This window comes from Gilliamella sp. wkB72 (assembly GCF_001693745.1).
GTDB lineage: Bacteria > Pseudomonadota > Gammaproteobacteria > Enterobacterales > Orbaceae > Gilliamella > Gilliamella apicola_E.
Genome location: NZ_LZEI01000002.1, coordinates 72,698 through 95,930, shown reverse-complemented (window position 1 = coordinate 95,930; position 23,233 = coordinate 72,698). Strand labels below are relative to the sequence as shown.

At 36.7% G+C, this 23,233-nt stretch carries 17 protein-coding genes and 1 tRNA gene; 12 read left to right on the top strand and 6 right to left on the bottom strand.

Annotation, left to right across the window (positions count from 1 at the left end):
* Window positions 1-8 precede the first annotated feature (8 nt).
* Together A9G07_RS00830 and A9G07_RS00825 are read left to right on the top strand one after the other, a co-directional pair.
* Entirely contained in the window at window positions 9-617 is a 609-nt protein-coding gene (locus tag A9G07_RS00830; protein WP_065733657.1) for a hypothetical protein, read from the top strand.
* 46 nt (window positions 618-663) lie between these two features.
* Window positions 664-1,236 (top strand): manganese efflux pump MntP, encoded by a 573-nt coding sequence (locus A9G07_RS00825; RefSeq protein WP_065562750.1) that lies wholly within the window; start codon window positions 664-666, stop codon window positions 1,234-1,236.
* 85 nt (window positions 1,237-1,321) lie between these two features.
* On the opposite strand, the gene groL is transcribed toward A9G07_RS00825, so the two are convergent.
* From groL to A9G07_RS00810, 3 genes are all read right to left on the bottom strand, one after another.
* Window positions 1,322-2,968, bottom strand: a complete 1,647-nt coding sequence (gene groL, locus A9G07_RS00820) for a chaperonin GroEL (RefSeq protein WP_065562751.1) — start codon at window positions 2,966-2,968, stop codon at window positions 1,322-1,324.
* 46 nt (window positions 2,969-3,014) lie between these two features.
* On the bottom strand, window positions 3,015-3,308 hold the full coding sequence (locus A9G07_RS00815) for a co-chaperone GroES (protein ID WP_034915350.1): 294 nt from the start codon (window positions 3,306-3,308) through the stop codon (window positions 3,015-3,017).
* Window positions 3,309-3,456: 148 nt separating this feature from the next.
* On the bottom strand, window positions 3,457-3,891 hold the full coding sequence (locus A9G07_RS00810) for an FxsA family protein (protein ID WP_065562752.1): 435 nt from the start codon (window positions 3,889-3,891) through the stop codon (window positions 3,457-3,459).
* Between the two features lie 159 nt (window positions 3,892-4,050).
* On the opposite strand from A9G07_RS00810, the gene A9G07_RS00805 reads away from it, so the two are divergent.
* From A9G07_RS00805 to A9G07_RS00760, 10 genes are all read left to right on the top strand, one after another.
* Window positions 4,051-4,126, top strand: a tRNA-Phe gene (locus tag A9G07_RS00805).
* Window positions 4,127-4,670: 544 nt separating this feature from the next.
* Window positions 4,671-7,262 (top strand): type I restriction-modification system subunit M, encoded by a 2,592-nt coding sequence (locus A9G07_RS00800; RefSeq protein WP_065733656.1) that lies wholly within the window; start codon window positions 4,671-4,673, stop codon window positions 7,260-7,262.
* A 1-nt stretch (window position 7,263) separates the two neighbouring features.
* Window positions 7,264-8,493, top strand: coding sequence for a restriction endonuclease subunit S (locus A9G07_RS00795; RefSeq protein ID WP_065733655.1), 1,230 nt, complete (start codon window positions 7,264-7,266; stop codon window positions 8,491-8,493).
* Between the two features lie 9 nt (window positions 8,494-8,502).
* Entirely contained in the window at window positions 8,503-11,694 is a 3,192-nt protein-coding gene (locus A9G07_RS00790; protein ID WP_065733654.1) for a type I restriction endonuclease subunit R, read from the top strand.
* Window positions 11,695-11,925: 231 nt separating this feature from the next.
* A complete protein-coding gene (locus A9G07_RS00785; RefSeq protein ID WP_065733653.1) occupies window positions 11,926-12,834 on the top strand; it encodes a restriction endonuclease in 909 nt (302 codons plus the stop codon).
* Between the two features lie 156 nt (window positions 12,835-12,990).
* Window positions 12,991-13,914 carry a hypothetical protein gene (locus A9G07_RS00780; protein ID WP_065733652.1) on the top strand — a complete coding sequence of 308 codons (924 nt, stop codon included), beginning with the start codon at window positions 12,991-12,993 and terminating at the stop codon, window positions 13,912-13,914.
* A 459-nt stretch (window positions 13,915-14,373) separates the two neighbouring features.
* Complete coding sequence (locus A9G07_RS00775) at window positions 14,374-15,357, top strand: sulfate ABC transporter substrate-binding protein (protein ID WP_256122055.1); 984 nt, start codon at window positions 14,374-14,376, stop codon at window positions 15,355-15,357.
* A gap of 80 nt (window positions 15,358-15,437) precedes the next feature.
* Window positions 15,438-16,256, top strand: coding sequence for a sulfate ABC transporter permease subunit CysT (gene cysT / locus A9G07_RS00770; RefSeq protein ID WP_176713940.1), 819 nt, complete (start codon window positions 15,438-15,440; stop codon window positions 16,254-16,256).
* Between the two features lie 9 nt (window positions 16,257-16,265).
* Window positions 16,266-17,114: a sulfate ABC transporter permease subunit CysW gene (cysW, locus tag A9G07_RS00765; RefSeq protein WP_065733650.1), complete on the top strand. Its 849-nt coding sequence runs from the start codon at window positions 16,266-16,268 to the stop codon at window positions 17,112-17,114.
* A gap of 9 nt (window positions 17,115-17,123) precedes the next feature.
* Complete coding sequence (locus A9G07_RS00760; RefSeq protein WP_065733649.1) at window positions 17,124-18,203, top strand: sulfate/molybdate ABC transporter ATP-binding protein; 1,080 nt, start codon at window positions 17,124-17,126, stop codon at window positions 18,201-18,203.
* Between the two features lie 19 nt (window positions 18,204-18,222).
* On the opposite strand, the gene A9G07_RS00755 is transcribed toward A9G07_RS00760, so the two are convergent.
* The 3 genes from A9G07_RS00755 to A9G07_RS00745 all read right to left on the bottom strand — a co-directional run bounded on the left by A9G07_RS00755 (window position 18,223) and on the right by A9G07_RS00745 (window position 23,124).
* Window positions 18,223-19,176: a LysR substrate-binding domain-containing protein gene (locus A9G07_RS00755; RefSeq protein ID WP_065733648.1), complete on the bottom strand. Its 954-nt coding sequence runs from the start codon at window positions 19,174-19,176 to the stop codon at window positions 18,223-18,225.
* 352 nt (window positions 19,177-19,528) lie between these two features.
* Window positions 19,529-21,289, bottom strand: coding sequence for an assimilatory sulfite reductase (NADPH) hemoprotein subunit (gene cysI, locus A9G07_RS00750; protein WP_081303310.1), 1,761 nt, complete (start codon window positions 21,287-21,289; stop codon window positions 19,529-19,531).
* Between the two features lie 47 nt (window positions 21,290-21,336).
* On the bottom strand, window positions 21,337-23,124 hold the full coding sequence (locus A9G07_RS00745; RefSeq protein ID WP_065733647.1) for an assimilatory sulfite reductase (NADPH) flavoprotein subunit: 1,788 nt from the start codon (window positions 23,122-23,124) through the stop codon (window positions 21,337-21,339).
* Between the last annotated feature and the right edge of the window lie 109 nt (window positions 23,125-23,233).

Sequence of the window (23,233 nt, the reverse complement as noted above, 5' to 3'; positions counted from 1 at the left end):
AGTTGTGGATGAAAGGCGTATTAATTGCATTAATTAGTATGTTAATACTAGCTGGCTGTCAAACAAATGCTCGTGAAGAATTTGATCCTGAAGCAGCGGCACTCGCTAGAATGCGATTGGGGTTAGGCTACTTAGCTAAAGCCAATGAATCCGAGGATAATGTTAAAGCTGCACATTATAATCTAAAATTATCCGCTCAGTATTCACCCAATAATCCACAAGTGATGCTGGCAATGGCAATGTTTGATCAGCATGTTGGTGAATATAATGAAGCAGAAATGATCTACAAACGTATTACATTAATGCAACCTGGTAATGGCTTATTTCATGTCCATTATGGCTCCTTTTTATGTGGCAGGAATCGTTATCAAGAAGCCAAAGAACAATTTAGCAAAAGCCTAGAATTTGATCGACACCGCTGGAAAGCCGATACCTACGAGCAATATGGTTATTGTGCGATTCAAAATGGAGATACAAAAACGGCAGATCTTATGTTCAAACAACTTTTTGAATATGATTCAAACCGCCGAAATAATGTAATAAAAACAGCAGAATTTTATAAAAACAAAGGCGATAAAAAGATAGCTAATTATCTATTTTTAATATCAAAAAAATAAATTATAAAAATTAAAATAAAAATCATTAGAAGCAAGAGTAAATATCATGAGTTTTTGGGCTATTTTATTATTAGCATTAGCCATGTCGACTGATGCATTTGCGGTAGCGGTTTGTCGTGGCGTTTCGCTTAAATCAACACCCTTTTTCGGTGCATTAAAAGTAGGCGTTTTATTTGGCTTTATCGAAGCTATTACCCCTATACTAGGCTGGTTTATTGGCTATATTGCACTTCAATATATTGAAAACTGGGATCATTGGATCATTTTTGCCGTCATGCTTTTGTTAGGTCTTAATATGATTTATCATAGTTTTAAAGAAGAAAACGATGAAAATGACGACCAAAAACCCCTCTCCTCAAAATCATTTCTAATATTAGTCCTTACGGCTATTTCAACTAGTATTGATGCTTTTGCAATTGGTGTTGGATTAGCCCTCGCTAGTGTCAATATCTACTTCGCATCAACAATGATCGGGTTAGCGACTTGTATTATGGTTACCCTTGGGTTATTGCTAGGTAAAAAAATTGGTTGTTTAATTGGGAAAAAAGCATCATTTATTGGCGGTATAGTTCTTATCATCATTGGTTCAATAACACTTTACCAGCACTTAACAAGTTAATTTTGAATATTTTATATAATCAACCGCTAGGTATAAAAAAACCACTCACATAACGGAGTGGTTTTTATTAGGAGAAACAGCAGAATTACATCATTCCGCCCATTCCACCCATGCCGCCCATACCTGCAGCAGCACCTAAATCAGCTTTATCATCTTTAGGTAGATCAGTAACCATACATTCAGTTGTGATCATAAGACCAGCAACAGATGCAGCATATTGTAATGCGCTACGAGTTACTTTAGTTGGATCTAAGATACCCATTGCGATCATATCGCCGTACTCTTCAGTTGAAGCATTGTAACCATAGTTACCTTTACCACCTTTAACTGCGTTAACAACAACAGATGCTTCTTCACCACAGTTAGTCACGATTTGACGTAATGGCGCTTCCATTGCACGAAGGGCAACTTTAATACCAACGTTTTGATCTTCGTTTGCACCTTTAAGGTCTAAAATTGCAGATGCAGCACGAACTAACGCAACACCACCACCGGCAACCACACCTTCTTCAACTGCTGCACGAGTTGCATGTAATGCATCTTCAACACGTGCTTTTTTCTCTTTCATTTCAACTTCAGTTGCTGCACCAACTTTAATTACTGCAACACCACCAGCTAATTTAGCTACACGTTCTTGAAGTTTTTCTTTATCGTAATCAGAAGTTGATTCTTCGATTTGTTTACGAATTTGTTCAACACGAGCACTGATTAAAGACTCTTCACCAACACCATCAATGATAGTGGTATTGTCTTTATTGATAACAACACGTTTAGCTTGACCTAGGTCTTCTAAAGTAGCTTTTTCAAGCTCTAAACCGATTTCTTCTGAAATTACAGTACCGGCTGTTAAAATAGCGATGTCTTGTAACATAGCTTTACGACGATCACCAAAGCCAGGTGCTTTAACTGCGGCAACTTTAACAATACCACGCATAGTATTCACAACTAAAGTTGCTAATGCTTCGCCTTCAACATCTTCAGCAATGATTAGTAGTGATTTACCTGCTTTAGCAACTGCTTCTAATACTGGTAATAATTCACGGATGTTAGAGATTTTTTTATCCGCTAATAAAATATATGGGCTATCTAATTCAACAGTAGCTGTTTCTGGTTTATTGATGAAATATGGTGATAAATAACCACGATCAAATTGCATACCTTCAACAACATCAAGCTCGTCTTGTAAACCAGTACCATCTTCAACAGTGATAACACCTTCTTTACCCACTTTTTCCATTGCTTGAGCAATTAAAGTACCAACAGTTTCATCTGAGTTAGCAGAGATTGTACCTACTTGAGCAATCGCTTTAGAATCAGCACATGGTGAAGATAATTTTTTAAGCTCTTCAACTGCTGCAACAACTGCTTTATCGATACCACGTTTTAAATCCATTGGATTCATACCCGCAGCAACCGCTTTTAAACCTTCATTAACAATAGCTTGAGCAAGTACTGTTGCGGTAGTTGTACCGTCACCAGCGGCATCGTTTGCTTTTGAAGCCACTTCTTTAACCATTTGTGCACCCATGTTTTCGAATTTATCTTCTAATTCGATTTCACGAGCAACTGACACACCATCTTTAGTAATAGTTGGTGCACCGAATGATTTATCTAATACTACGTTACGTCCTTTTGGACCTAAAGTTACTTTAACTGCATCAGCTAATACATTGACGCCTTTAAGCATTTTAACGCGAGCGTCATTACCAAATTTTACATCTTTAGCTGCCATTTTGTATTTCTCCTAAATTCTGTCTATAAATTAAATTATTTGCCAATTACGCTTGAACAATGGCTAAAATATCGCTTTCAGATAAGATAAGCACTTCTTCGTTATCAATTTTTTCTGTTTTAACGCCATATCCTTCATTGAAAATAACGATATCACCAACTTTTACATCTAGTGGTTGAACTTGACCATTTTCTAAAATGCGACCATTACCAACAGCTAAAACTTCACCACGTGTTGATTTACCCGCAGCTGAGCCTGTTAAAACAATACCGCCAGCTGATTTTGACTCTACTTCTTTGCGTTTAATGATCACACGATCATGCAATGGACGAATTTTCATTAGTTATCTCCTAGCACTAATATAAATTAAATAATTATTAACAATAAATCATAAAATTATGATCTATATAATATAGTGAACATTAAATGGGGGTTGTTTTAAATTCTTCAAGAGAATAACATTAAAAAATTTTTTAATTGATTAATTATTAGTCATCTTTACGCTCAAATTCACCCTCAATTACATCATTAAGTTGCGCATTGTTGCTAGAAGAAAATGATCGAACTTTGAAAGGGAATTTTTTAACAATAAAGCGAACAATATAATCTTGAACGCGTGGAATTAACAAAATCCCGCCAAGCATATCGGTTAAAAAACCAGGAATTAGCAATAAAAAACCCGCAAAGAGTAAGGACACACTCTTAATAATTTCATCTTTAGGGCTTTGATTATTAGCGATTTTTTGTTGCATAATACTTAGGTTATTTAAACCCTGCTTTTTAATTAAAGAAAACCCAATAATCGAAGTGGCAATAATGCCAATTAAAGCAAGAAAAACACCTATTGAATCAGCAACTTTTATAAAGAAGCTGAGTTCCAAATAAGCATAAATAAAAAAAACAATAAATCCAAAGACTCGCATATAAAATTCCTCTAAGTATAGAGTGATATTATGTCATAATAAGTTACTAATATAGTAATAACTAGTTAAATTTCAACCAAACGACATATATTTTTCAAAATATCTTACAAAAGGGATTGACTGATAATCGGGAATCGTGTTTAATACACCTCCATTGTTGCCCGGATAGCTCAGTCGGTAGAGCAGGGGATTGAAAATCCCCGTGTCCGTGGTTCGATTCCGCGTCCGGGCACCAATTACGAAAAAGGAACACCAGCGAAAGCTGGTTTTTTTGTGTCTGAAATTCCGCTAAATAAATATATTATCTATCTTTTTTAAGCATTTCCGTTGTATTACCAATGACAATTATGATGCTTGGAAATTCACTTTAAAAAATAAACTAAAATAAGATTAATCCACTAGTTCTAATTAGCAGTCATATCAGTTAAATTATTATAGATAAAATAAAAAGTATCAATAAACTTAAGCAGCAATTGAAACAAAAACGATAATAGCAACATATAGAATAACTTATTTATGGTATATGGCTAATAATGGCGTTTATGGATTTTTGCGGTATTCGCCTGTATTATTATACTCAAAATAAGTCAATTAGGTTGTTCGTCAAAATCATGAACTAGCTCGGCTAGCAAGTTAAAAAATTGCGGATTGGCATTATGGCGCCTAAACGATTCAATTAAAAAAATTAGTTCATTTTGATAAAAATTATCAAAATTTATATTGTAAAGATAATTGTTAGATTTTATCTGATTTCGATAACATCACTAAACAGGATAAAAATGAATAAACAACAATTGGCCGCTAAGATTTGGGAATCTGCCAACCAAATGCGTTCGAAAATCGAGGCGAATGAATATAAAGATTACATTCTTGGTTTTATTTTCTATAAATATTTAAGTGATCAGTTAGTACAATTTGTTTCCAAAGAAGGCATGACACCAGACGATATCAAATTGCTTACTGAAACAGATACAGACACGGTAAAGTTCGTGCAAGATAACTTAGGTTACTTTATTGCCTATGATAATTTATTTTCCACTTGGATAGATCCCAAATATCCATTCGATGAATCTAATGTACGTGATGCACTATCAGCATTTAGCCGTTTAATTTCACCAACCTATAAAAAGCTCTTTGAGGGAATTTTTACCACTTTAGAAACCGGTTTAAGTAAGCTCGGTGAAAGTGCAGGTAAACGTACCAAAGCTATCAGTGATTTACTTCAATTAATCAAAAGTATTCCAATGAATGCTAATCAAGGATACGATGTATTGGGTTACATTTACGAATATTTGATTGAAAAATTTGCGGCGAATGCGGGTAAAAAAGCTGGAGAATTTTATACACCGCATGAAGTTTCAGTACTGATGTCAAACATCATCGCTCATGAATTAAAACATAAAAATACTATTAAAATTTACGACCCAACATCGGGGTCAGGTTCTCTGTTAATTAATATCGGTGAGGCGTTCCAGAAATACGGCAAAAATAAAGACAGTATTACCTATTATGCTCAAGAATTAAAAGCGAACACTTATAATCTTACTCGTATGAACTTAATTATGCGGGGTATTAAAGCCAGCAACATTAAAACCCGTAATGCCGACACATTGGAAGAAGATTGGCCTTATGTTGACGACAGTGACCCACAAGGTTCATATGACCCTTTGCATGTTGATGCAGTAGTATCAAATCCACCTTACTCCCAAAGCTGGGATCCAAGTTTTAAAGAGAGCGATCCTCGTTATTCTCGTTTTGGGCTCGCCCCCAAAACCAAAGCCGATTTTGCGTTTTTGTTGCATGATCTATACCATTTAAAACCCGATGGCATTATGACAATTGTTCTTCCTCATGGTGTTTTATTTAGAGGGGGTGAAGAGGGCGAGATTCGTAAGCAACTTATTGAACAGAATCATATTGATACGATCATCGGTTTGCCGGCAAATATCTTTTTTGGTACCGGTATTCCGACGGTAATTTTAGTACTTAAACAAAAACGTCAAAATACTGACGTATTGGTAATTGATGCCTCGAAACATTTTATTAAAGAAGGAAAAAATAACAAACTGCAAATTAGTGATATCAAACGTATTACAGATGCGGTGATTAATCGTGAAAGTATCGATAAGTTCTCACAACTTGTTAGCAAGGATACTATACGTGCTAACGACTTTAACCTTAATATTCCTCGCTATGTGGACTCTTCAGAAGCGACACCAAACTGGGATTTACATGCCACTATGCTGGGCGGTATACCTAACAGTGAAATTGCTGAATTACAGCACTATTGGCAAACTTTTCCAGCGCTGCGTAACAAACTGTTTGCTGCTAAATCAGCGGCTTATAGTGAGCTAGCTATCGATAAAAAAGACGTCAATGTCACTATTGTGCAGCATCCACAAGTGTTGGCATTTATTGATGCCTATAATCAAGCCTTTAACGGTTTTGATACATACTTACAAACGCAATTAATTGAAAATTGGCAGAGTGTTAAACGTAATCAGTGTGAATCGGCGTTAAGTGCTGAATTATTTAACCGTTTAGCGTCAAATAATCTAATCGACAAATATCAAGCTTATCAGTTTTTAAGTGATCAATGGCAAATCATCAGCGCTGATTTAGAAATGATGCAAACAGAGGGGTTTTCCGCCACTAAACAAGTTGATCCCAATATGGTGATCAAGAAAAAAAACGGTCAAGACACTGACGTACAAGACGGCTGGAAAGGTCATATTTTACCGTTTGATTTAGTGCAAAAGACTTATTTGAACGATGCTTTACAAGCATTAGCTGAAAAGGAAACTCGCTTAGCTGAAATTGCGAGTTTGCTGGAAGAGATTCTAGAATCGCTCACCGAAGAAGAAAAAGAACAAGATACCATTAAAGAGAGCCAAGATGGTTTTGCCAACACCGAAGTTAGTAAGGCCGCCAAAAACTTCTTAAAAGAGCAAAAAGAGAGCAAAATCAAGTTTGTTGAAGAAAGCTATGAGCACAAAATAATTCAAGCTAGTCGGTTGATTGACGAAGAAAAAACATTAAAGAAAACGGTTAAAGACGCCGCTATTGAGTTGCATCTAACAACCAAAACGACTCTTGAAAGTTTAACTGATGAACAGGTGAACAATCTACTATGCCTTAAATGGATTACCCCATTATGCAGTGAACTTGCCACAATGCCAAACGTAATAATTAACCAACTCACTACTCAAGTACAAGCACTTGCCGATAAATATGCCGTGACCTATTCGCAAATAGCTAATGAAATTAAAACCACCGAGCAAGAGTTGGCACAGATGATAGGTGAACTCACTGGTAATGAGTTTGATATGCAGGGCCTTGATGAACTCGCTAGCTTGTTAAAGGGTAAATAAGATGAGTGTGGATAAAAAAGTACCTGAAATTCGGTTTGAGGTTTTTAGTGGGAAGTGGGAAGAAAAAAAATTAGGTGAGTTAGCTGAGATTTTGCGTGGAGCAAGTCCTCGTCCTATTGAAGATCCTAAATGGTTCGATAGTAATTCAAGTGTTGGTTGGTTACGTATTAGAGATGTGACTGAGCAAGATGGTCGTATTAGCTATCTAGAGCAACGAATTTCAAAGCTTGGTCAAGAAAAAACTCGTGTATTACATACCAAGAGCTTATTACTAAGTATTGCAGCAAGTGTTGGAAAACCAGTAATTAACTATGTGGAAACAGGCGTACATGATGGTTTTTTGATATTTAAAAAGCCATTTTTTGAACTCGAATTCATGTATCAATGGCTAAAATCTTTTGAAGAAAAGTGGAAACAATATGGACAGCCAGGTAGTCAAGTTAACCTTAATTCAGATATTGTAAAAAGCCAGAGCGTAACTCTTCCTACAAAAAAAGAACAAACCCAAATCGGGGACTACTTCCAAAAACTCGACACCCTCATCAACCAACACCAAAAAAAGCATGATAAGCTTTGCAATATTAAAAAAGCCATGCTGGAAAAAATGTTTCCCAAGCAAGGAAAAAACATTCCAGAAATTCGTTTTAAAGGGTTTAGTGATGAGTGGAAAGAGACAAAATTGTTTAATGAAGCAATTGTAACTACTGGATTCCCTTTCGATAGTGCTGACTTTTCAAGCTCAGGCACTTTTCTTGTAATTACAAATGGTAACATTCAAAACGACTCAGCTATTGTTGACGGAAAAACGGGAAACAGAATAGCTGCCAATAAAATTTCGTCTTTAAGCCAATATATTCTTAATATTGGCGATATATTAGTCACAATGGATGGTACAGTAGGAAGAACAGCTAAAGTTATAGATACTCACCAAATATTAGCACAGCGAGTAGGTCGTTTAGTAGCAAAACACAATAATGAATTTCTTTATCAATCATTAAATACTGGAGTATTCTTAGAAACTATGACTACTATTTCCCATGGCGGAACAATCAAGCATATATCCCTATCGGAAATAAGTAACTATGTATTTTTTATTCCTAAAAGTTTAGAGGAACAAGTTAAAATTGGGTGTTTTCTGAAACAACTCGATAATCTTATAGCCCAACACCAACAACAAATCACCAAACTCAATAATATCAAGCAAGCCTGCTTGAGCAAAATGTTTGTTTAAGGAGAAACAATGATAACCTTTAGTACTGAAGCCGAATTTGAGCAGGCCTTTATTGATGTCCTTACCCAAAAAGGGTGGGAACCGGAAATACTTAAAAACAAAACTGAAGCGGAATTGCTGAAAAACTGGGCATCTATTTTGTTTGAAAACAATCGCCAACAAGATCGTTTAAATGATGTGCCCTTAACCAATACTGAAATGCAGCAAATCATTGAGCAAATCAAAGAGCTTAAAACACCGATTAAACTAAATGGCTTAATCAACGGTAAAACTATTGCCATCAAGCGAGATAACCCATTAGATACCTTGCATTTCGGTAAAGAAGTCAGCTTAAAAATTTACGATCGCCAAGAAATTGCCGCCGGTCAAAGCCGTTACCAAATTGTGCAACAACCCAAATTTGAACGTGGTAGCCCTTTGCGTAATGACCGTCGTGGTGATGTTATGTTACTCATTAATGGAATGCCGGTGATTCATGTAGAGCTAAAGCGCAGTGGTATTCCGGTTAGCCAAGCTGTTAACCAAATTGAAAAGTACAGCAAAGAGGGGATATTTAGCGGGCTGTTTTCGCTTATCCAAGTATTTGTGGCGATGGAACCAGAGGAAACGAAATACTTTGCCAATCCGGGGATAGAGGGCAATTTTAACCCTGATTATCAATTTCACTGGGCTGATTTTAATAATGAGCCGATGAATCATTGGAAAGATATTGCTTCGACCTTGTTGTCTATTCCTATGGCACACCAATTGATTGGCTTTTACACTGTTGCTGACGATACTGATGGCATCCTTAAAGTGATGCGTAGTTATCAGTATTATGCTGCCAATGCAATATCGGACAAAGTTGCCAAAACCAATTGGCAACAACTTAGTAATACTGCAAATAATTCAGATCGCCTCGGTGGTTATGTATGGCATACTACTGGCTCAGGTAAAACCATGACCAGTTTTAAATCGGCGCAGTTAATTGCTCAATCCAAAGATGCCGATAAAGTAATTTTTTTAATGGATCGTGTTGAACTCGGTACACAATCCCTTGCAGAGTACCGCAATTTTGCCAATGATGGTGAAGACGTTCAAGCTACGGAAGATACCCATACGCTCATTACCAAATTAAAAAGTAGTAATCCAGCCGATACTTTAATTGTTACTTCTATTCAAAAAATGAGTAATATTTTTGAAGCGGTTAACGATGAAGGGACAGCTACTAACTCTGCCGATATTGAAAAAATTCGTACCAATCGCTTAGTGTTCATTATCGATGAGGCACATCGATCAACGATGAGTGGCGGTAATGAAGATAAAGAAGGCATGTTGGTGCGAATAAAAAGAACTTTCCCTAAGGCACTCTTTTTTGGTTTTACTGGCACACCGATTCATGAGGAAAATCAGATTAATCTCAATACGACCGCTGATGTGTTTGGTAACGAACTACATCGTTACAGTATCGCCGATGGTATACGCGATGGCAACGTACTGGGTTTTGATCCCTATAAAGTTTCTACGTTTAGAGATATTGATTTGAGGGAAAAGGTAGCGCTTGAGCAAGCTAAAGCTAACACCATTATAGAGGCCATAAACGATCCCGTAAAGAAAGAAAAATTTAATTATTTTATGAATGATGTGCCTATGGCTGGCTATAAAGATGCTATGGGTAAATATCACAAAGGCATTGAAGACTATATACCGAAAAGCCAATATTTATCAGATGCGCATCAAGAAAAGGTTATCAGTGATATCTTAGATAAATGGGAAATACTCAGTCAAGGCAATAAGTTTCATGCTATTTTAGCTACAAGCACTATCGCCGAAGCCATTGATTATTATCGACGATTAAAAGCAGCCAAACCGGAACTGAAAGTGTCCGCCTTATTTGATCCACATATTGATAACAGTGGTGATGAAAATCGAGGCCCAACCTTTAAAGGTGATGGTTTAGAAGAAATAATGGCCGATTATAACGCACGTTACAGTCAGAATTTTGATTTTGCCCGCCATGCTGCTTTCAAAAAAGATTTAGCGGATCGTCTTGCTCATAAAAAACAATACAAACATATACATACTGAGCCTGCAAAACAGTTAGATTTATTGATTGTAGTAGACCAGATGCTTACCGGTTTCGATTCTAAATGGCTCAATACGTTATATTTAGATAAGGTGATTAAATATCAACATATCATTCAAGCGTTCTCACGTACTAATCGCCTGTTTGGTCCTGATAAACCTCATGGCATTATTCGTTATTACCGCTACCCACATACCATGGAGCGGCACATCAACGATGCGGTAAAACTCTACTCTGGTGATAAGCCGATTGGTCTATTTGTTGATAAGTTGGCAAGCAACCTTGAAGCTATGAATGAATTTGTCGCAGATATGCGTGAGCTGTTTATTAACGCAGGTATTGATAATTTTGAAAAACTGCCAGAAGATATTGATGCTTGTGCTAAATTTGCAAAACTATTTAATACGTTTAATCAACACTTAGAAGCAGCAAAAATACAAGGATTTAATTGGAAACAGTCGATCTACTCCTTTACTGAAAAGGATAAACCGTATGAGGTAACATTAGCTATAGACGAACAAACTTACTTGAGTCTCATTTTACGTTACAGAGAGTTGGTTGCAAAAGGCGAAAGCATTGGTGCGAGAGGTGGGGATGTCCCTTTTGATGTCAGTGGTTATTTAACGGAAATCGATACCGGTAAAATCGATGCCAACTATATGAATAGTCGATTTGATAAATATTTGAAAGAGCTGAATCAAAATTCAATCAATATTGAAAACACCTTAAATGAGCTGCATAAGTCATTTGCTTCACTTTCTCAAAGTGAGCAAAAGTACGCTAAACTTTTTTTACATGATTTACAACGTGGTGATGCGCGGTTAATAGATGGTCACACTTTTAGAGATTATATCAATATTTACAAAGATAACGCTGAAAATGCGCAAGTGAATATGGTGGTTGATGCGTTTGGTTTAGATAAAAGACTACTTTTAAAGTTAATGAGCGATAGAGTGAATGAGAATAATCTCAATGATTTTGGTCGATTCGATGCCTTAAAAGAAACGGTCGATAAAGCAAAGGCGAAAGCCTATTTTGAAAAACAAGACGGCATCACAATATCATTATTTAAGCTCAATATTCGCATTGAACAGTTTTTGAAACAATTTATTTTTTCACGAACAGATGATCTTTAAGATGACGTTGTTTGCAGGGATTTTTTCAAATTAAATTTTTTAAATAAGTTTTAATCTAACCATTACGACAAACTTTGGTTTTTTCGATTCAACTCATAACGTTTTGTAACGTTATACAACAGATTATAGAGTTTTTTTCTCTATTGATATGAATAAGTTGAATTTAATGGGACCGATATAGATGGTTGTTATAAGCTTAAAAATATCATCCATTATATTAAGGAGAAATAAATGGCTATTCCCGATTATCAAACGCTTATGCTACCACTTTTAGAATGGTTATCCGATGGAAAAGCGCATACGACAAGGCAAACGTATGATCATTTGATTCAGCTATTCAACTTAACACCTGATGAAGCAAATCAATTACTCCCTAATAGCAATCAAGCGATTATTGAAAATAGAATTGGTTGGGCTAAAACCTATCTGAAAAAAGCAGGATTAATTGATAACGCTAAACGAGGTATTTGGCAAATAAGTGAATTGGGATTAAAGTTTTTACAAAGCAAGCCTACGCGATTAACAAATGAAGAGTTAATGCACATACCAGAATTTGTATCATTTAAACAATCATCGTCTGCCACTCCAACGCAAACAAAGCCAATTAACGTTGAATCAGAAAACACACCGACAGAACTTATGGATTCATCCTATCAAGAAATTCGAGGCTCACTTGTCACTGATCTACTGAGTTCAATTAAAACGTGTTCACCTGCATTTTTTGAACGGTTAGTCTTGGACGTTATGCTTGCTTTAGGTTATGGTGGCTCTCGCCGTGATGCAGGGGAGGCAACTCGCATAGCAAAAGATGGTGGCATTGATGGGATCATCCGAGAAGATAAGCTTGGACTTGACATGATTTATTTACAGGCTAAAAAGTGGGAAGGTACTGTCGGCCGACCTGAAATACAAAAATTTGCAGGTGCACTACAGGGTGTAAAAGCTAGAAAGGGCGTGTTTATTACAACTTCCAATTTTAGTAATGAAGCAATTGATTACGTAAAACATTTAGAGTCAAGAATTATTTTAATTAATGGTAGTCAGTTAGCTGAGTTAATGATTGATCACAATGTTGGGGTTTCAACAAAGCAGACTTATGAAGTAAAGCAAATTGATAGTGATTACTTTGAGGAGGTTTAGTAAAAGGTATTTCCTATATGAGTTTGATGTCATCATAAATCGATACTTTATTTACACAAAATGAAAAATAATGCGGAATTAGTAACGGTTGCTCCGATAAATTTTTCTAGCATTTATCCAATACAACGATTATTAAATATAGGAAAGGGAAATAATATGGAATCTGCTCGTGATAAATTGACAAGACAAATTGTTGAAGCTAAGGATTTATGCAAGTTAGATGTTGTTAACCGTAAAGGTTATGAATGTTGGGGTTGCGGTATTGATATGGTTCCCCGTTCATGGGGCGAAAAAAATAAATTGCGTCCAAATTTCTCTAAATATCCAAATCAATCTCATGCTGAAAATTGTGATGCAGACGCAGAAGAGAAAATTATTAATCAGGGGATAGGAAAAAAACAGAGTATCAAAGATAAATTAGAAAACACGCCTGGATTATCGCCTTCAGGATTGGTTCTGATTGATGAAAGAGAGCATGTGGGGGATTTAGTCAATCCAAATAGCAAAAAGGCATCCTCATCAGTTAACGCAAATAGTAAAAACCAAGATCTAAATGATGTTCTTAATAAAAAATCCAGACGGGCAGCTAATACTATTCGTCCAATATGTCGAGCTTTTGTCAACTTTCCTTACGATCGTAATATGTCTTTAAATGTTCCTGGAGTTTCTGGTTATAATTATATGACAATTTTCAAAAAAATTGAAAATAATGCGATTAAAAAATATAACGAAAAGAAAATTTTTTATTCTCCATTGCAATGGAATAAAATCATACATAATGATGAGTTATTGATTATACCGTTGACTGCTGGAATTTGGACTGACAATAAACCAGAACGTACTTATAAAATTCACGTCGATTGCTCTACATGGTCTCAAGCAAAAAAAACAATGTTATTGCATGAACTCGAAGCCTCTCAAGACGAGGCAAAGCAGGCAAAAGAAGAAAATAAGAAAGATAAAGCTTGGGTCTTTTTTATTGGCGAACAAGATGAAGAAAACGATGATATTTTTTATCTAAAAGATAAGAGGCTTATTTGTTCCATTGTTGGCCATATCCTTTATCCTCGACTAACATAGTTAGAAGAGTTCTATCTTAATCGTAAAAATGTATTTTAAAGGAAAAAGGTATGACAAGGATCGATTGAACAAAATTTTGATAACCAAAATGCTATTCATCATTTTTTAAAACAACATCATTTATCTGAGAATATTTTTCTTGATTTTAAAGATTTCAAAGAATTTGTTTTAGAACGTGAAAAATATATTAAGCAGGATTTACTTGATATATTGAATATTAAGCCGAGCCTTTAAATATTATAAATATATTAATTTTTATATTCACCTCTCCTCATCTCCCTCCACACCTATATATCTATTTTTGTTATAACTAAATGCAAAATAATCGTTTTCGCATCTCACCATAATTTGGTCTAATTATTTCATATTTTTATCATTACTAATCCAATACATTAGTAGCGTAGCGTGAGGTGTCGAGTGAAAGATTTACCTATTTTTCAAAAGTTATATAGGCATGGGATAAGCTTAATATTATTGGCAATTTGCACTTTTATGCATCAAGCGCAAGCAATTGAATTACTCAATGTCTCTTATGATCCAACGCGAGAACTTTATAAAGCATATAATCAGGCTTTTATCGAGTATTGGCAGCAGCAAACCGGTGAACGGTTGACGATAAATAATTCGCATGGTGGGTCTGGTAAACAGGCGCGTTCGGTCATTGATGGTTTGCAGGCCGATGTGGTTACGCTTGCTTTAGCGAGTGATATTGATGCGTTAAACCGTTATCAAACTAACATATCACCTGATTGGCAAGCTAGGTTGCCAAATAATAGTGCGCCTTACCATTCAACAATTGTCTTTTTAGTACGTAAAGGTAATCCAAAACAGATTTATGATTGGGGTGATCTCATTAAAGATGATGTTGAAGTAATAACACCCAATCCCAAAACCTCGGGTGGGGCTCGTTGGAATTTTTTGGCGGCTTGGGCTTATGCTAAAAGTACCTATGGTAACGATGAACAAGCTCAAGACTTTGTCACCAAATTATATCAACATGTTCCGGTTTTAGACACAGGTGCCAGAGGCGCAACCATTAGCTTTGTACAGCGAGGCTTAGGTGATGTTTTAATTTCTTGGGAAAATGAGGCTTATTTGGCGTTAAGAGAGCAAGGTGGCGATCAATTAGAAATTATTATGCCCTCATTATCCATTTTAGCTGAGCCGACTGTGGCTTTAGTCGATAAAGTTGTTGATAGCAAAGGTACACGTAAGCAAGCGCAAGCTTATTTGGAATACTTATATAGCGATCCGGCACAACATATTATAGCCAAGCATTTTTACCGTCCTGTTAATCCTGATGTCTTTAAACAATATGCTGATCAGTTTCCTACTATTAAGTTAGTTACGGTTGATGACGATTTTGGTGGATGGCAAACAGTGCAAAAAAAATTTTTTAGTGATGGGGCCATCTTTGATGCAATTTATGCTGAGATAAACTAATTACTACTTATTCTGGCGATGTTATGTGTGTGCTCACTTAGCTTTGCGGTATAAAGGTGAATGTTATGAAAGTTGCAAGCATTAAACAACAACGGATCATCCCAGGTTTTAGCTTAACGTTAGGTTATACTTTAACCTTTCTTAGTTTGATTGTGCTTATTCCGTTATTAGGTTTGTTTCTTTATTCAACAAAGCTGTCTTTTGAGGAGTGGCATCGGTTATTAGTCAGCAAACAGTTTTTATTGGCATTAACTCTTTCATTAAGTACCGCATTTATCAGTGCCGGTTTAAACAGCTTTATTGGTTTATTATTGGCTTGGGTACTGGTGCGTTATCGATTTCCAGGACGTAAGATAATGGATATCTGTATTGATATCCCGTTTGCTTTACCAACAGCCGTTGCTGGCATTGCGTTAACCGCAATTTATGCCCAAAACGGGCCAATTGGGCAATGGTTCAGTTTTAAAATTGCTTATACCCCCATTGGCATTACCTTAGCGCTGTTATTTGTTACATTGCCGTTTGTTGTGCGTACTTTGCAACCGGTAATGGCTGATTTACCACGTGAACAAGAAGAAGCGGCGAGTTTGCTTGGTGCATCGCCTAGGCAAATTTTTATGCATATTATTTTACCTGCCATTTTACCTGCTTGGCTAACGGGGTTTACCCTCGCTTTTGCTCGTGCTATTGGCGAATATGGTTCAGTGGTCTTTATTGCCGGTAATATTCCATTTAAGACCGAAATATTACCGTTATTAATTGTCTCAAAACTTGACCAATATGCTTATGATGCCGCTGCCGCGATTGGTGTAACGATGTTAGTGATTGCTTTTGTATTGTTATTAATTATGAACAGTTTACAGCGAAAACTTAACCGTAAGATTAATAAAAACCATTAATATAAGATTATGCAGATATTACAATCAATAACAGAAAAAAAGAGAGTAACCCGTTTACAGCTATTGCTAATCTTATTGGCGATATTGCTGTTTTTCGGACTTTTGGTGTTGCCGCTGGTTGTGGTGCTCGCGCAGGGGCTAGCTAATGGTGTAAATGCATTTTGGCAAGTGATTATTGAGCCAGATACCTTATCCGCTTTTAAATTAACACTGATTGCCGTTGGTGTAGCGGTGCCATTAAATGTGATATTTGGTGTATGTGCAGCTTGGGTCATAACTAAATATCAGTTCAAAGGCAAACAAATATTAGTCACATTAATTGATTTACCGTTCTCGATTTCCCCCATTGTTGCAGGTTTAATCTATGTATTGCTATTTGGCGCACAAAGTGCGTTGTATCCGTTTTTGCAGGCGTGGAATATTCAAATTGTCTATGCGATTCCAGGAATTATCTTAGCAACGATTTTTGTATCCGTTCCTTTTGTGGCAAGAGAACTCATTCCGATAATGGCATTACAAGGTACTTATGAAGAAGAAGCCGCCAGCGTCCTTGGTGCGAATGGCTGGCAAATTTTTTTCCACATTACTTTACCCAATATTAAATGGGCCTTAATGCATGGTGTTGTTCTTTGCACCGCTCGCTCACTTGGTGAATTTGGCGCGGTATCGGTTGTTTCTGGGCATATTCGTGGTTACACCAATACATTACCGCTTCATGTTGAGATTTTATACAATGAATACAATATTGTTGCTGCATTCAGTGTCGCTATTTTGCTATTAATGATGTCGCTTGCGTTACTCTTGATTCGTCAATGGATTGAAAGGCGCTTAGCCAATGAATGTCATTACGGGAACTAAGAGGTAGATATGAGTATTACACTACACAATATCAATAAAAGTTTTGAACACGTTAATGTCTTAGAAAATATCAATTTCAGCATAAAACAAGGTGAATTAGTTGCACTATTAGGCCCATCTGGTTGTGGAAAAACAACTTTACTGCGCATTATAGCCGGTTTAGAAACTGCCAGTTCAGGGCAAATCTATTTTGCTGATAGGGAAGTAACTAAGCTGAGCGCCAAGCAACGAGATATTGGTTTTGTCTTTCAAAATTATGCGTTATTTCGGCATATGAATGTAGCTGAAAATGTGGCATTTGGACTAAAAATGAAACCAAGATCTGTACGATTAAATAAAACAGCAATTGATGAACGCGTTAATCAATTACTCGAATTAGTGCAACTTGACCATTTTGCCAAACGTTATCCAGACCAACTGTCAGGTGGTCAGCGTCAGCGAGTTGCGTTAGCGCGTGCGTTGGCTTCGAAACCTAATGTGTTGTTGCTTGATGAACCCTTTAGTGCTTTAGATGCTAAAGTCCGTAAAGATTTAAGGCGTTGGTTGCGTGATTTTCATCATGAACTCAATGTTACCAGCATCTTTGTTACCCATGATCAAGAAGAAGGACTGGAAGTTGCTGATAGAATAATTTTAATGAATCAAGGTCACATAGAGCAAATAGGTACCCCTGCTGAAGTCTATAAGCAACCAAAAACCGCCTTTGTTGCGCATTTTCTAGGGGATGTTAACCTTTTATATGGTTATATTGAAAATAATACATTAATCATTGGTGATTTTCACAAAGATATGAGGGAACAAGGTACCTGGCCTGATCAGTCTGCTATCGCTTATGTTCGACCTCACGAAATCAGTATTGCTAAAATTGCCCGAAAAAATGATATCCAAGGAGAAGTTGTACGTATACATACTGCTGGTCCAACCGTCTTTCTGGAAATTGCTGTAGCCGGACAACCAAAGCATATTGATGTATCTATTAGCTATCGACAATATGAACAACAGCAAGTTGAAATTGGTGATACTGTCTACTGGCAACCTGCACTCGTTAATATTTTTATGCAAGATGAACTATTAGAGTTTATGATTTAAGGAGAATGATTCCTATAAATTAAATCTGATAATCAAGTATTTTGGAATGAGTTTGCTCAATTAATGCATGACTTTTGATATCTTCCAGTGACAACTCTTGATTGCATAATTGAATAAAGCGCCAAATATAATTACGTTGTAATTTATGTCGTTTTAATCCTAGCCATGTAACATGTGATTCAAACAGATGTTTCGCATCCAATTCAACTAAATTGATATCATGATCAGGGTTGTACATTTTATTACCTAAAATACCAATCCCTAAACCTAACTCAACATAGGTTTTAATAACATCAGGCTCCTGAACATTGAGCGAGATATTGGGTGTCAATCCAATAGCCGAAAAGGCTTTATCAATACTTTTACGAGGAAATATTCCTTGACGATAAGTGATGATAGGTAATGTTTGTAACATATCTAACGTCACTTTATCGACTTTAGTCAAAGGGTGATCTTTAGGAGTAACTATAGAGTAATGCCAACGATAAAAAGGGTAAATAGCAAGTGAATTGTTATCCACTCTTTCATTATCAATACCAATATCCGCTTCGCCAGAAAGAAGCTGAGAGATAATTTCACTAGATGATCCCTGATTGATAATGATATGAACTTTAGGAAAAAGCATTCTAAAAGATTTTATAATATTTGGGAGAATATAACGGGCCTGAGAGTGGGTGGTCGCTATCACTAATGAACCTTCATCAGTATTAGAAAAAATGGTTGATAACCGCTTAATATTATTAATTTCATTTAAAATTCGCTCGGCAATAACCACCAATTCTAAACCGGGTTCAGTCATGTTAATCAAGCGCTTACCTTGACGAATAAAAAGATCAATATTCAGCTCTTCTTCTAGCTCTTTGATATGTCGGCTTACACCAGACTGAGATGTGTATAAAGAATTTGCGACTTCGGTTAAATTATAATTACAACGCGCAGCTTCGTGAATAATCCTTAATTGTTGTATATTCATGACGATCTTCCTAGTAAAAATTACTTTATTCCCGTTATATAGTTGTATTATTTATGTGTAAGTTGCTGTATATAATTAATAACTAAAAAGTGAATTATTTAAAAAATTTCAGACCGCCAGCAAGCATAAGCAATATGATGAAACTGGTTATAAGCATTTTGTCTAATTTATAAATTATGCTTATTCGTAATTTTATTAGTAAAATTATGTACTTTGATAAGTAATTTCAGTATAAAAGAACGTATAAAAAAGACAAATATGATAAAGTAATAACCATATGAATTATGGCTATATATGCCTACAGTCAATAAACATAGTTTAAAATTATCAATCAACAACTTTTATACTTATCTCAATTCGCCTCTTGATAAAAATCGATCGCTGAATTGAGTACCGGTTTCACAATCTCATGACGAATAACAAAATCACCAAATCCTTCTTCTTTATTGCGATGAATGGACCATGCGGCAATAAGTGGTTCGAGTGCTAATAAAATCTCCTCTACATTCACGTTTTCTTTATATAAGCGAGGAATTCGCGTGCCTTCTCGATTACCGCCAAGATATAAATTGTAGCGACCAGGTGCTTTACCCACCATGCCCACTTCCGCCAACATGGCTCTGGCGCAACCGTTAGGGCAACCGGTTACACGCAAAATAATATAATCATCGGATAAGTGATGCTGAGTTAACATCTGTTCTATTTTAGTTACAAACGTCGGTAAAAACCGTTCTGCTTCAGCCATAGCTAGTGGGCAAGTTGGGAAAGACACACAGGCCATGGAATATTTACGTTGTAATGTGACAGTATCGTCAAGCAAACCATATTGACGTGCAATTTGTTCAATGGCTGCTTTTTGTTCCTCTGGCACGTTAGCTATAATTAAGTTTTGATTGGCGGTTATACGCAGATCACCTTGATGAATTTTGGCAATTTCTGCAACGCCGGTTTTTAATGGTTTATTGGGATAATCAAGTAACCGACCATTTTCAATAAATAGCGTTAAATGCCAGTTATCATCAATACCTTTATACCAACCAAATTGATCACCTCGTCGACTAAATTTATAAGGTTTACTACTTAGAAATTTACTTCCAGCACGTAGTTCAACCTCTTTTTTGAAGTTTTCCACGCCAACACGTTCAAGCGTATATTTAGTTTTGGCATTTTTTCGATTATTGCGGTTGCCCCAATCACGTTGGGTGGTCACAACGGCCTCAGCAAACGTCAGTGCTTTTTCGACAGGAATAAAACCAAAATCGTCGGCTTTGCGTGGGTAAGTTGTTTTATCACCATGCGTCATTGCCAAACCACCACCAACTAATACATTAAAACCAATCAGTTCGCCTTTTTCTGCTATTGCCACAAAGCTAAGATCATTAGCATGAACATCCACATCATTAATCGGGGGGATGACAACGGCAGTTTTAAATTTACGCGGTAAATAAGTCGAACTTAAAATTGGCTCACTATCGGGGGTAGAAAGCTTTTCACCATCCAGCCATATTTCAACGTAAGCACGGGTTTTCGGTAAAAGATGTTCTGAGATTTTACTTGCCCAATGATAAGCTTGTTGATGAACTTTTGATTCCACAGGATTTGAAGTACATAAAACGTTACGATTCACATCACCGGCAGTGGCGATCGAATCTAGCCCTATCTTATGCAACAGCTGATGAGCAGACTTAAGGCTGCGTTTAAACAGTCCGTGAAATTGGAAAGTTTGTCGAGTCGTGAGTCGAATACTGCCATATTTTGTTGCTTCAGTAGCAAATTTATCGATAGTCAGCCACTGTTTTGGGGTGATGATACCACCGGGCAGGCGGCAACGTAACATCATGGAGATCAGTGGCTCCAGTTTTTGTTCTGTGCGTTCTTTACGAATATCGCGATCATCTTGCTGATACATGCCATGTAAGCGAATTAGCTGAGAATTATCGCTGTTAAAGCCACCCGTTAAACCGTTATCAAGATCATCAACGATAGTGCCTCGCAAATAATTACTTTCTCGCTTAAATCGTTCAGAATCCGATAAAGGCAGATCAGAGACATCATTTTGTGGCGGTGTTAAATTGACTGTTTGAGTCAGGGTAACTGTTTTAGATTTGCTCATATTACATCACTCGATAAATTAATATTAGTTGTTGTATCTGTTTATCATTAGTAAACATCTCGTTGATAGCGCTTTTGACTTCTTAATTCATCCAAATAACTGATAGCTTGTTCTTGACTATATTGTGCTTGAGTCATCAAAATTTGTTGAAGCGCTAAATCAACCGCTTTTGCCATACGTTTAGCATCCCCACAAACATAGATAAAGGCACCTTCTTGTAGCCATTGCCAAATATCACTGGCTTGAGCAATTAATTTATCTTGTACATAGATTTTCTCAGCTTGATCTCGTGACCAAGCAAGATCGATGCGAGTTAACAGACCTTCTTTAACATAGCTCTGCCATTCCACTTGATAGAGAAAATCGGATATAAAATGTGGATTGCCAAAGAATAACCAATTCTTACCGGTAGCACCTTGACTCGCACGCTGTTGTAAGAACGCCCTAAAGGGGGCAATGCCCGTACCGGCAGCAATCATAATGATTGGTGCATGAGTATCATCAGGTAATCGAAAATTATCATTATGCTCAATAAAAATTTTGACTTGATCTTGATCAGCAATTTGATTTGCTAAGAATCCAGATGCGCCGCCCATACGGATCTTATCGTCGACCTGATAACGTACTACATTTACGGTAAGATGAACTTCTGAGCCAACTTCATCTTGCGCAGAAGCAATGGAATAGAAACGCGGAGTAAGAGGTCGAAGCAATTCAACAAAGGTCTGTACCTCTATCTTGCCACGATAGCGGTTAAGCATATCAACCAGTGGTAATGTTTGACTCATTTCCAATAAGGCTTCTCGATCGCCAATTAAGGTAAGAAGTTCGGGATGTTGAACGGCTTGAGCATATTTTTCAATAATGATCGGCGTATTTTGAGTCAATTCAACATATTCAGTCAGAACCGTTTTTAAAGCGATCTGTTGTCCATGATGTTCAACTGGCGTTTCACCTGCAAGCTGGGTGATACTTAGTATCTCCTCCACAAGTTCATTACTATTTTGATACCAAACACCTACCGCATCACCAGGTTGATAATGAAGATCCGAATCGGACAGGTCAAGCTCAATATGACGAATATCACGATCTGAATCGCGTGAGGTGATTTTTTGATTAACGTTAACTGCGGCAATAAATGGATTATCGCGGTGATAAAGGCTACTGTTAACGGCTATACTGGTTGAATTTTCTGTTGGGGATTGTGTGTTTGATAGTTGTAATTGACTAAGTTTATCAATCACTGCCTGTCGCCAAGAGGTACTTACGGTTTGAAAATCTGTATCAGCATCTACACGTACTAGCAGGCGCTGAGCATCTAATTCAGCGAATCGTTGATCAAAGTCTTTAGCGGCTTGACAAAATTTTGGATAAGAAGCGTCACCTAAGCCAAAAACCGCAAACTGTAAATGAGTTAATTTAGGCGCTTTAGCTGCAAACAGATATTTATAGAGTGACAACGCCTCTTCCGGTGGCTCTCCCTCACCTTGGGTTGAGGTCACCAATATTAATATCTCTTCCTGACTGAGTTTTTTAGCTTTATATTCTCCTGCCGGCAGATGAGTCACCGCAATACCCAAACGTTCAATATCCTGACTTAACTCGTTAGCGACTCGACGGGCATTACCGGTTTGTGATGCCGATATGATTGTGACTTTTTGCTCCGCTTGTGTCATATTGGAGGGGAGGGTGGTACTCGGTAAAGCTTGTTCGATGGAACTTTTTTCTGCCACTCCCCATAAATAACCCGATAACCAAGCTAGCTGCTTATCGTTGCAATTTTCAATAATTTTTTTTAACTCATCACAATTAAAAGGAAAATGTTGTGTACTCATACGATGACCTTATCTGATAGCGTTTAGCTATCGTTAAATTGCTATTGGCTCGTAACCTTAACGTGCTATGGTAAATCCAACCAACTTAGATTCACTTACCTTTTGCCAG

What these genes read in the sequence shown, in the direction of transcription:
- A9G07_RS00830 (WP_065733657.1), top strand. Translation starts at nt 9, where the DNA reads ATGAAAGGCGTATTAATTGCATTAATTAGTATGTTAATACTAGCTGGC.
- A9G07_RS00825 (WP_065562750.1), top strand. Translation starts at nt 664, where the DNA reads ATGAGTTTTTGGGCTATTTTATTATTAGCATTAGCCATGTCGACTGAT.
- groL (WP_065562751.1), bottom strand. Translation starts at nt 2,968, where the DNA reads ATGGCAGCTAAAGATGTAAAATTTGGTAATGACGCTCGCGTTAAAATG.
- A9G07_RS00815 (WP_034915350.1), bottom strand. Translation starts at nt 3,308, where the DNA reads ATGAAAATTCGTCCATTGCATGATCGTGTGATCATTAAACGCAAAGAA.
- A9G07_RS00810 (WP_065562752.1), bottom strand. Translation starts at nt 3,891, where the DNA reads ATGCGAGTCTTTGGATTTATTGTTTTTTTTATTTATGCTTATTTGGAA.
- A9G07_RS00800 (WP_065733656.1), top strand. Translation starts at nt 4,671, where the DNA reads ATGAATAAACAACAATTGGCCGCTAAGATTTGGGAATCTGCCAACCAA.
- A9G07_RS00795 (WP_065733655.1), top strand. Translation starts at nt 7,264, where the DNA reads ATGAGTGTGGATAAAAAAGTACCTGAAATTCGGTTTGAGGTTTTTAGT.
- A9G07_RS00790 (WP_065733654.1), top strand. Translation starts at nt 8,503, where the DNA reads ATGATAACCTTTAGTACTGAAGCCGAATTTGAGCAGGCCTTTATTGAT.
- A9G07_RS00785 (WP_065733653.1), top strand. Translation starts at nt 11,926, where the DNA reads ATGGCTATTCCCGATTATCAAACGCTTATGCTACCACTTTTAGAATGG.
- A9G07_RS00780 (WP_065733652.1), top strand. Translation starts at nt 12,991, where the DNA reads ATGGAATCTGCTCGTGATAAATTGACAAGACAAATTGTTGAAGCTAAG.
- cysW (WP_065733650.1), top strand. Translation starts at nt 16,266, where the DNA reads ATGCAGATATTACAATCAATAACAGAAAAAAAGAGAGTAACCCGTTTA.
- A9G07_RS00760 (WP_065733649.1), top strand. Translation starts at nt 17,124, where the DNA reads ATGAGTATTACACTACACAATATCAATAAAAGTTTTGAACACGTTAAT.
- A9G07_RS00755 (WP_065733648.1), bottom strand. Translation starts at nt 19,176, where the DNA reads ATGAATATACAACAATTAAGGATTATTCACGAAGCTGCGCGTTGTAAT.
- cysI (WP_081303310.1), bottom strand. Translation starts at nt 21,289, where the DNA reads ATGAGCAAATCTAAAACAGTTACCCTGACTCAAACAGTCAATTTAACA.
- A9G07_RS00745 (WP_065733647.1), bottom strand. Translation starts at nt 23,124, where the DNA reads ATGAGTACACAACATTTTCCTTTTAATTGTGATGAGTTAAAAAAAATT.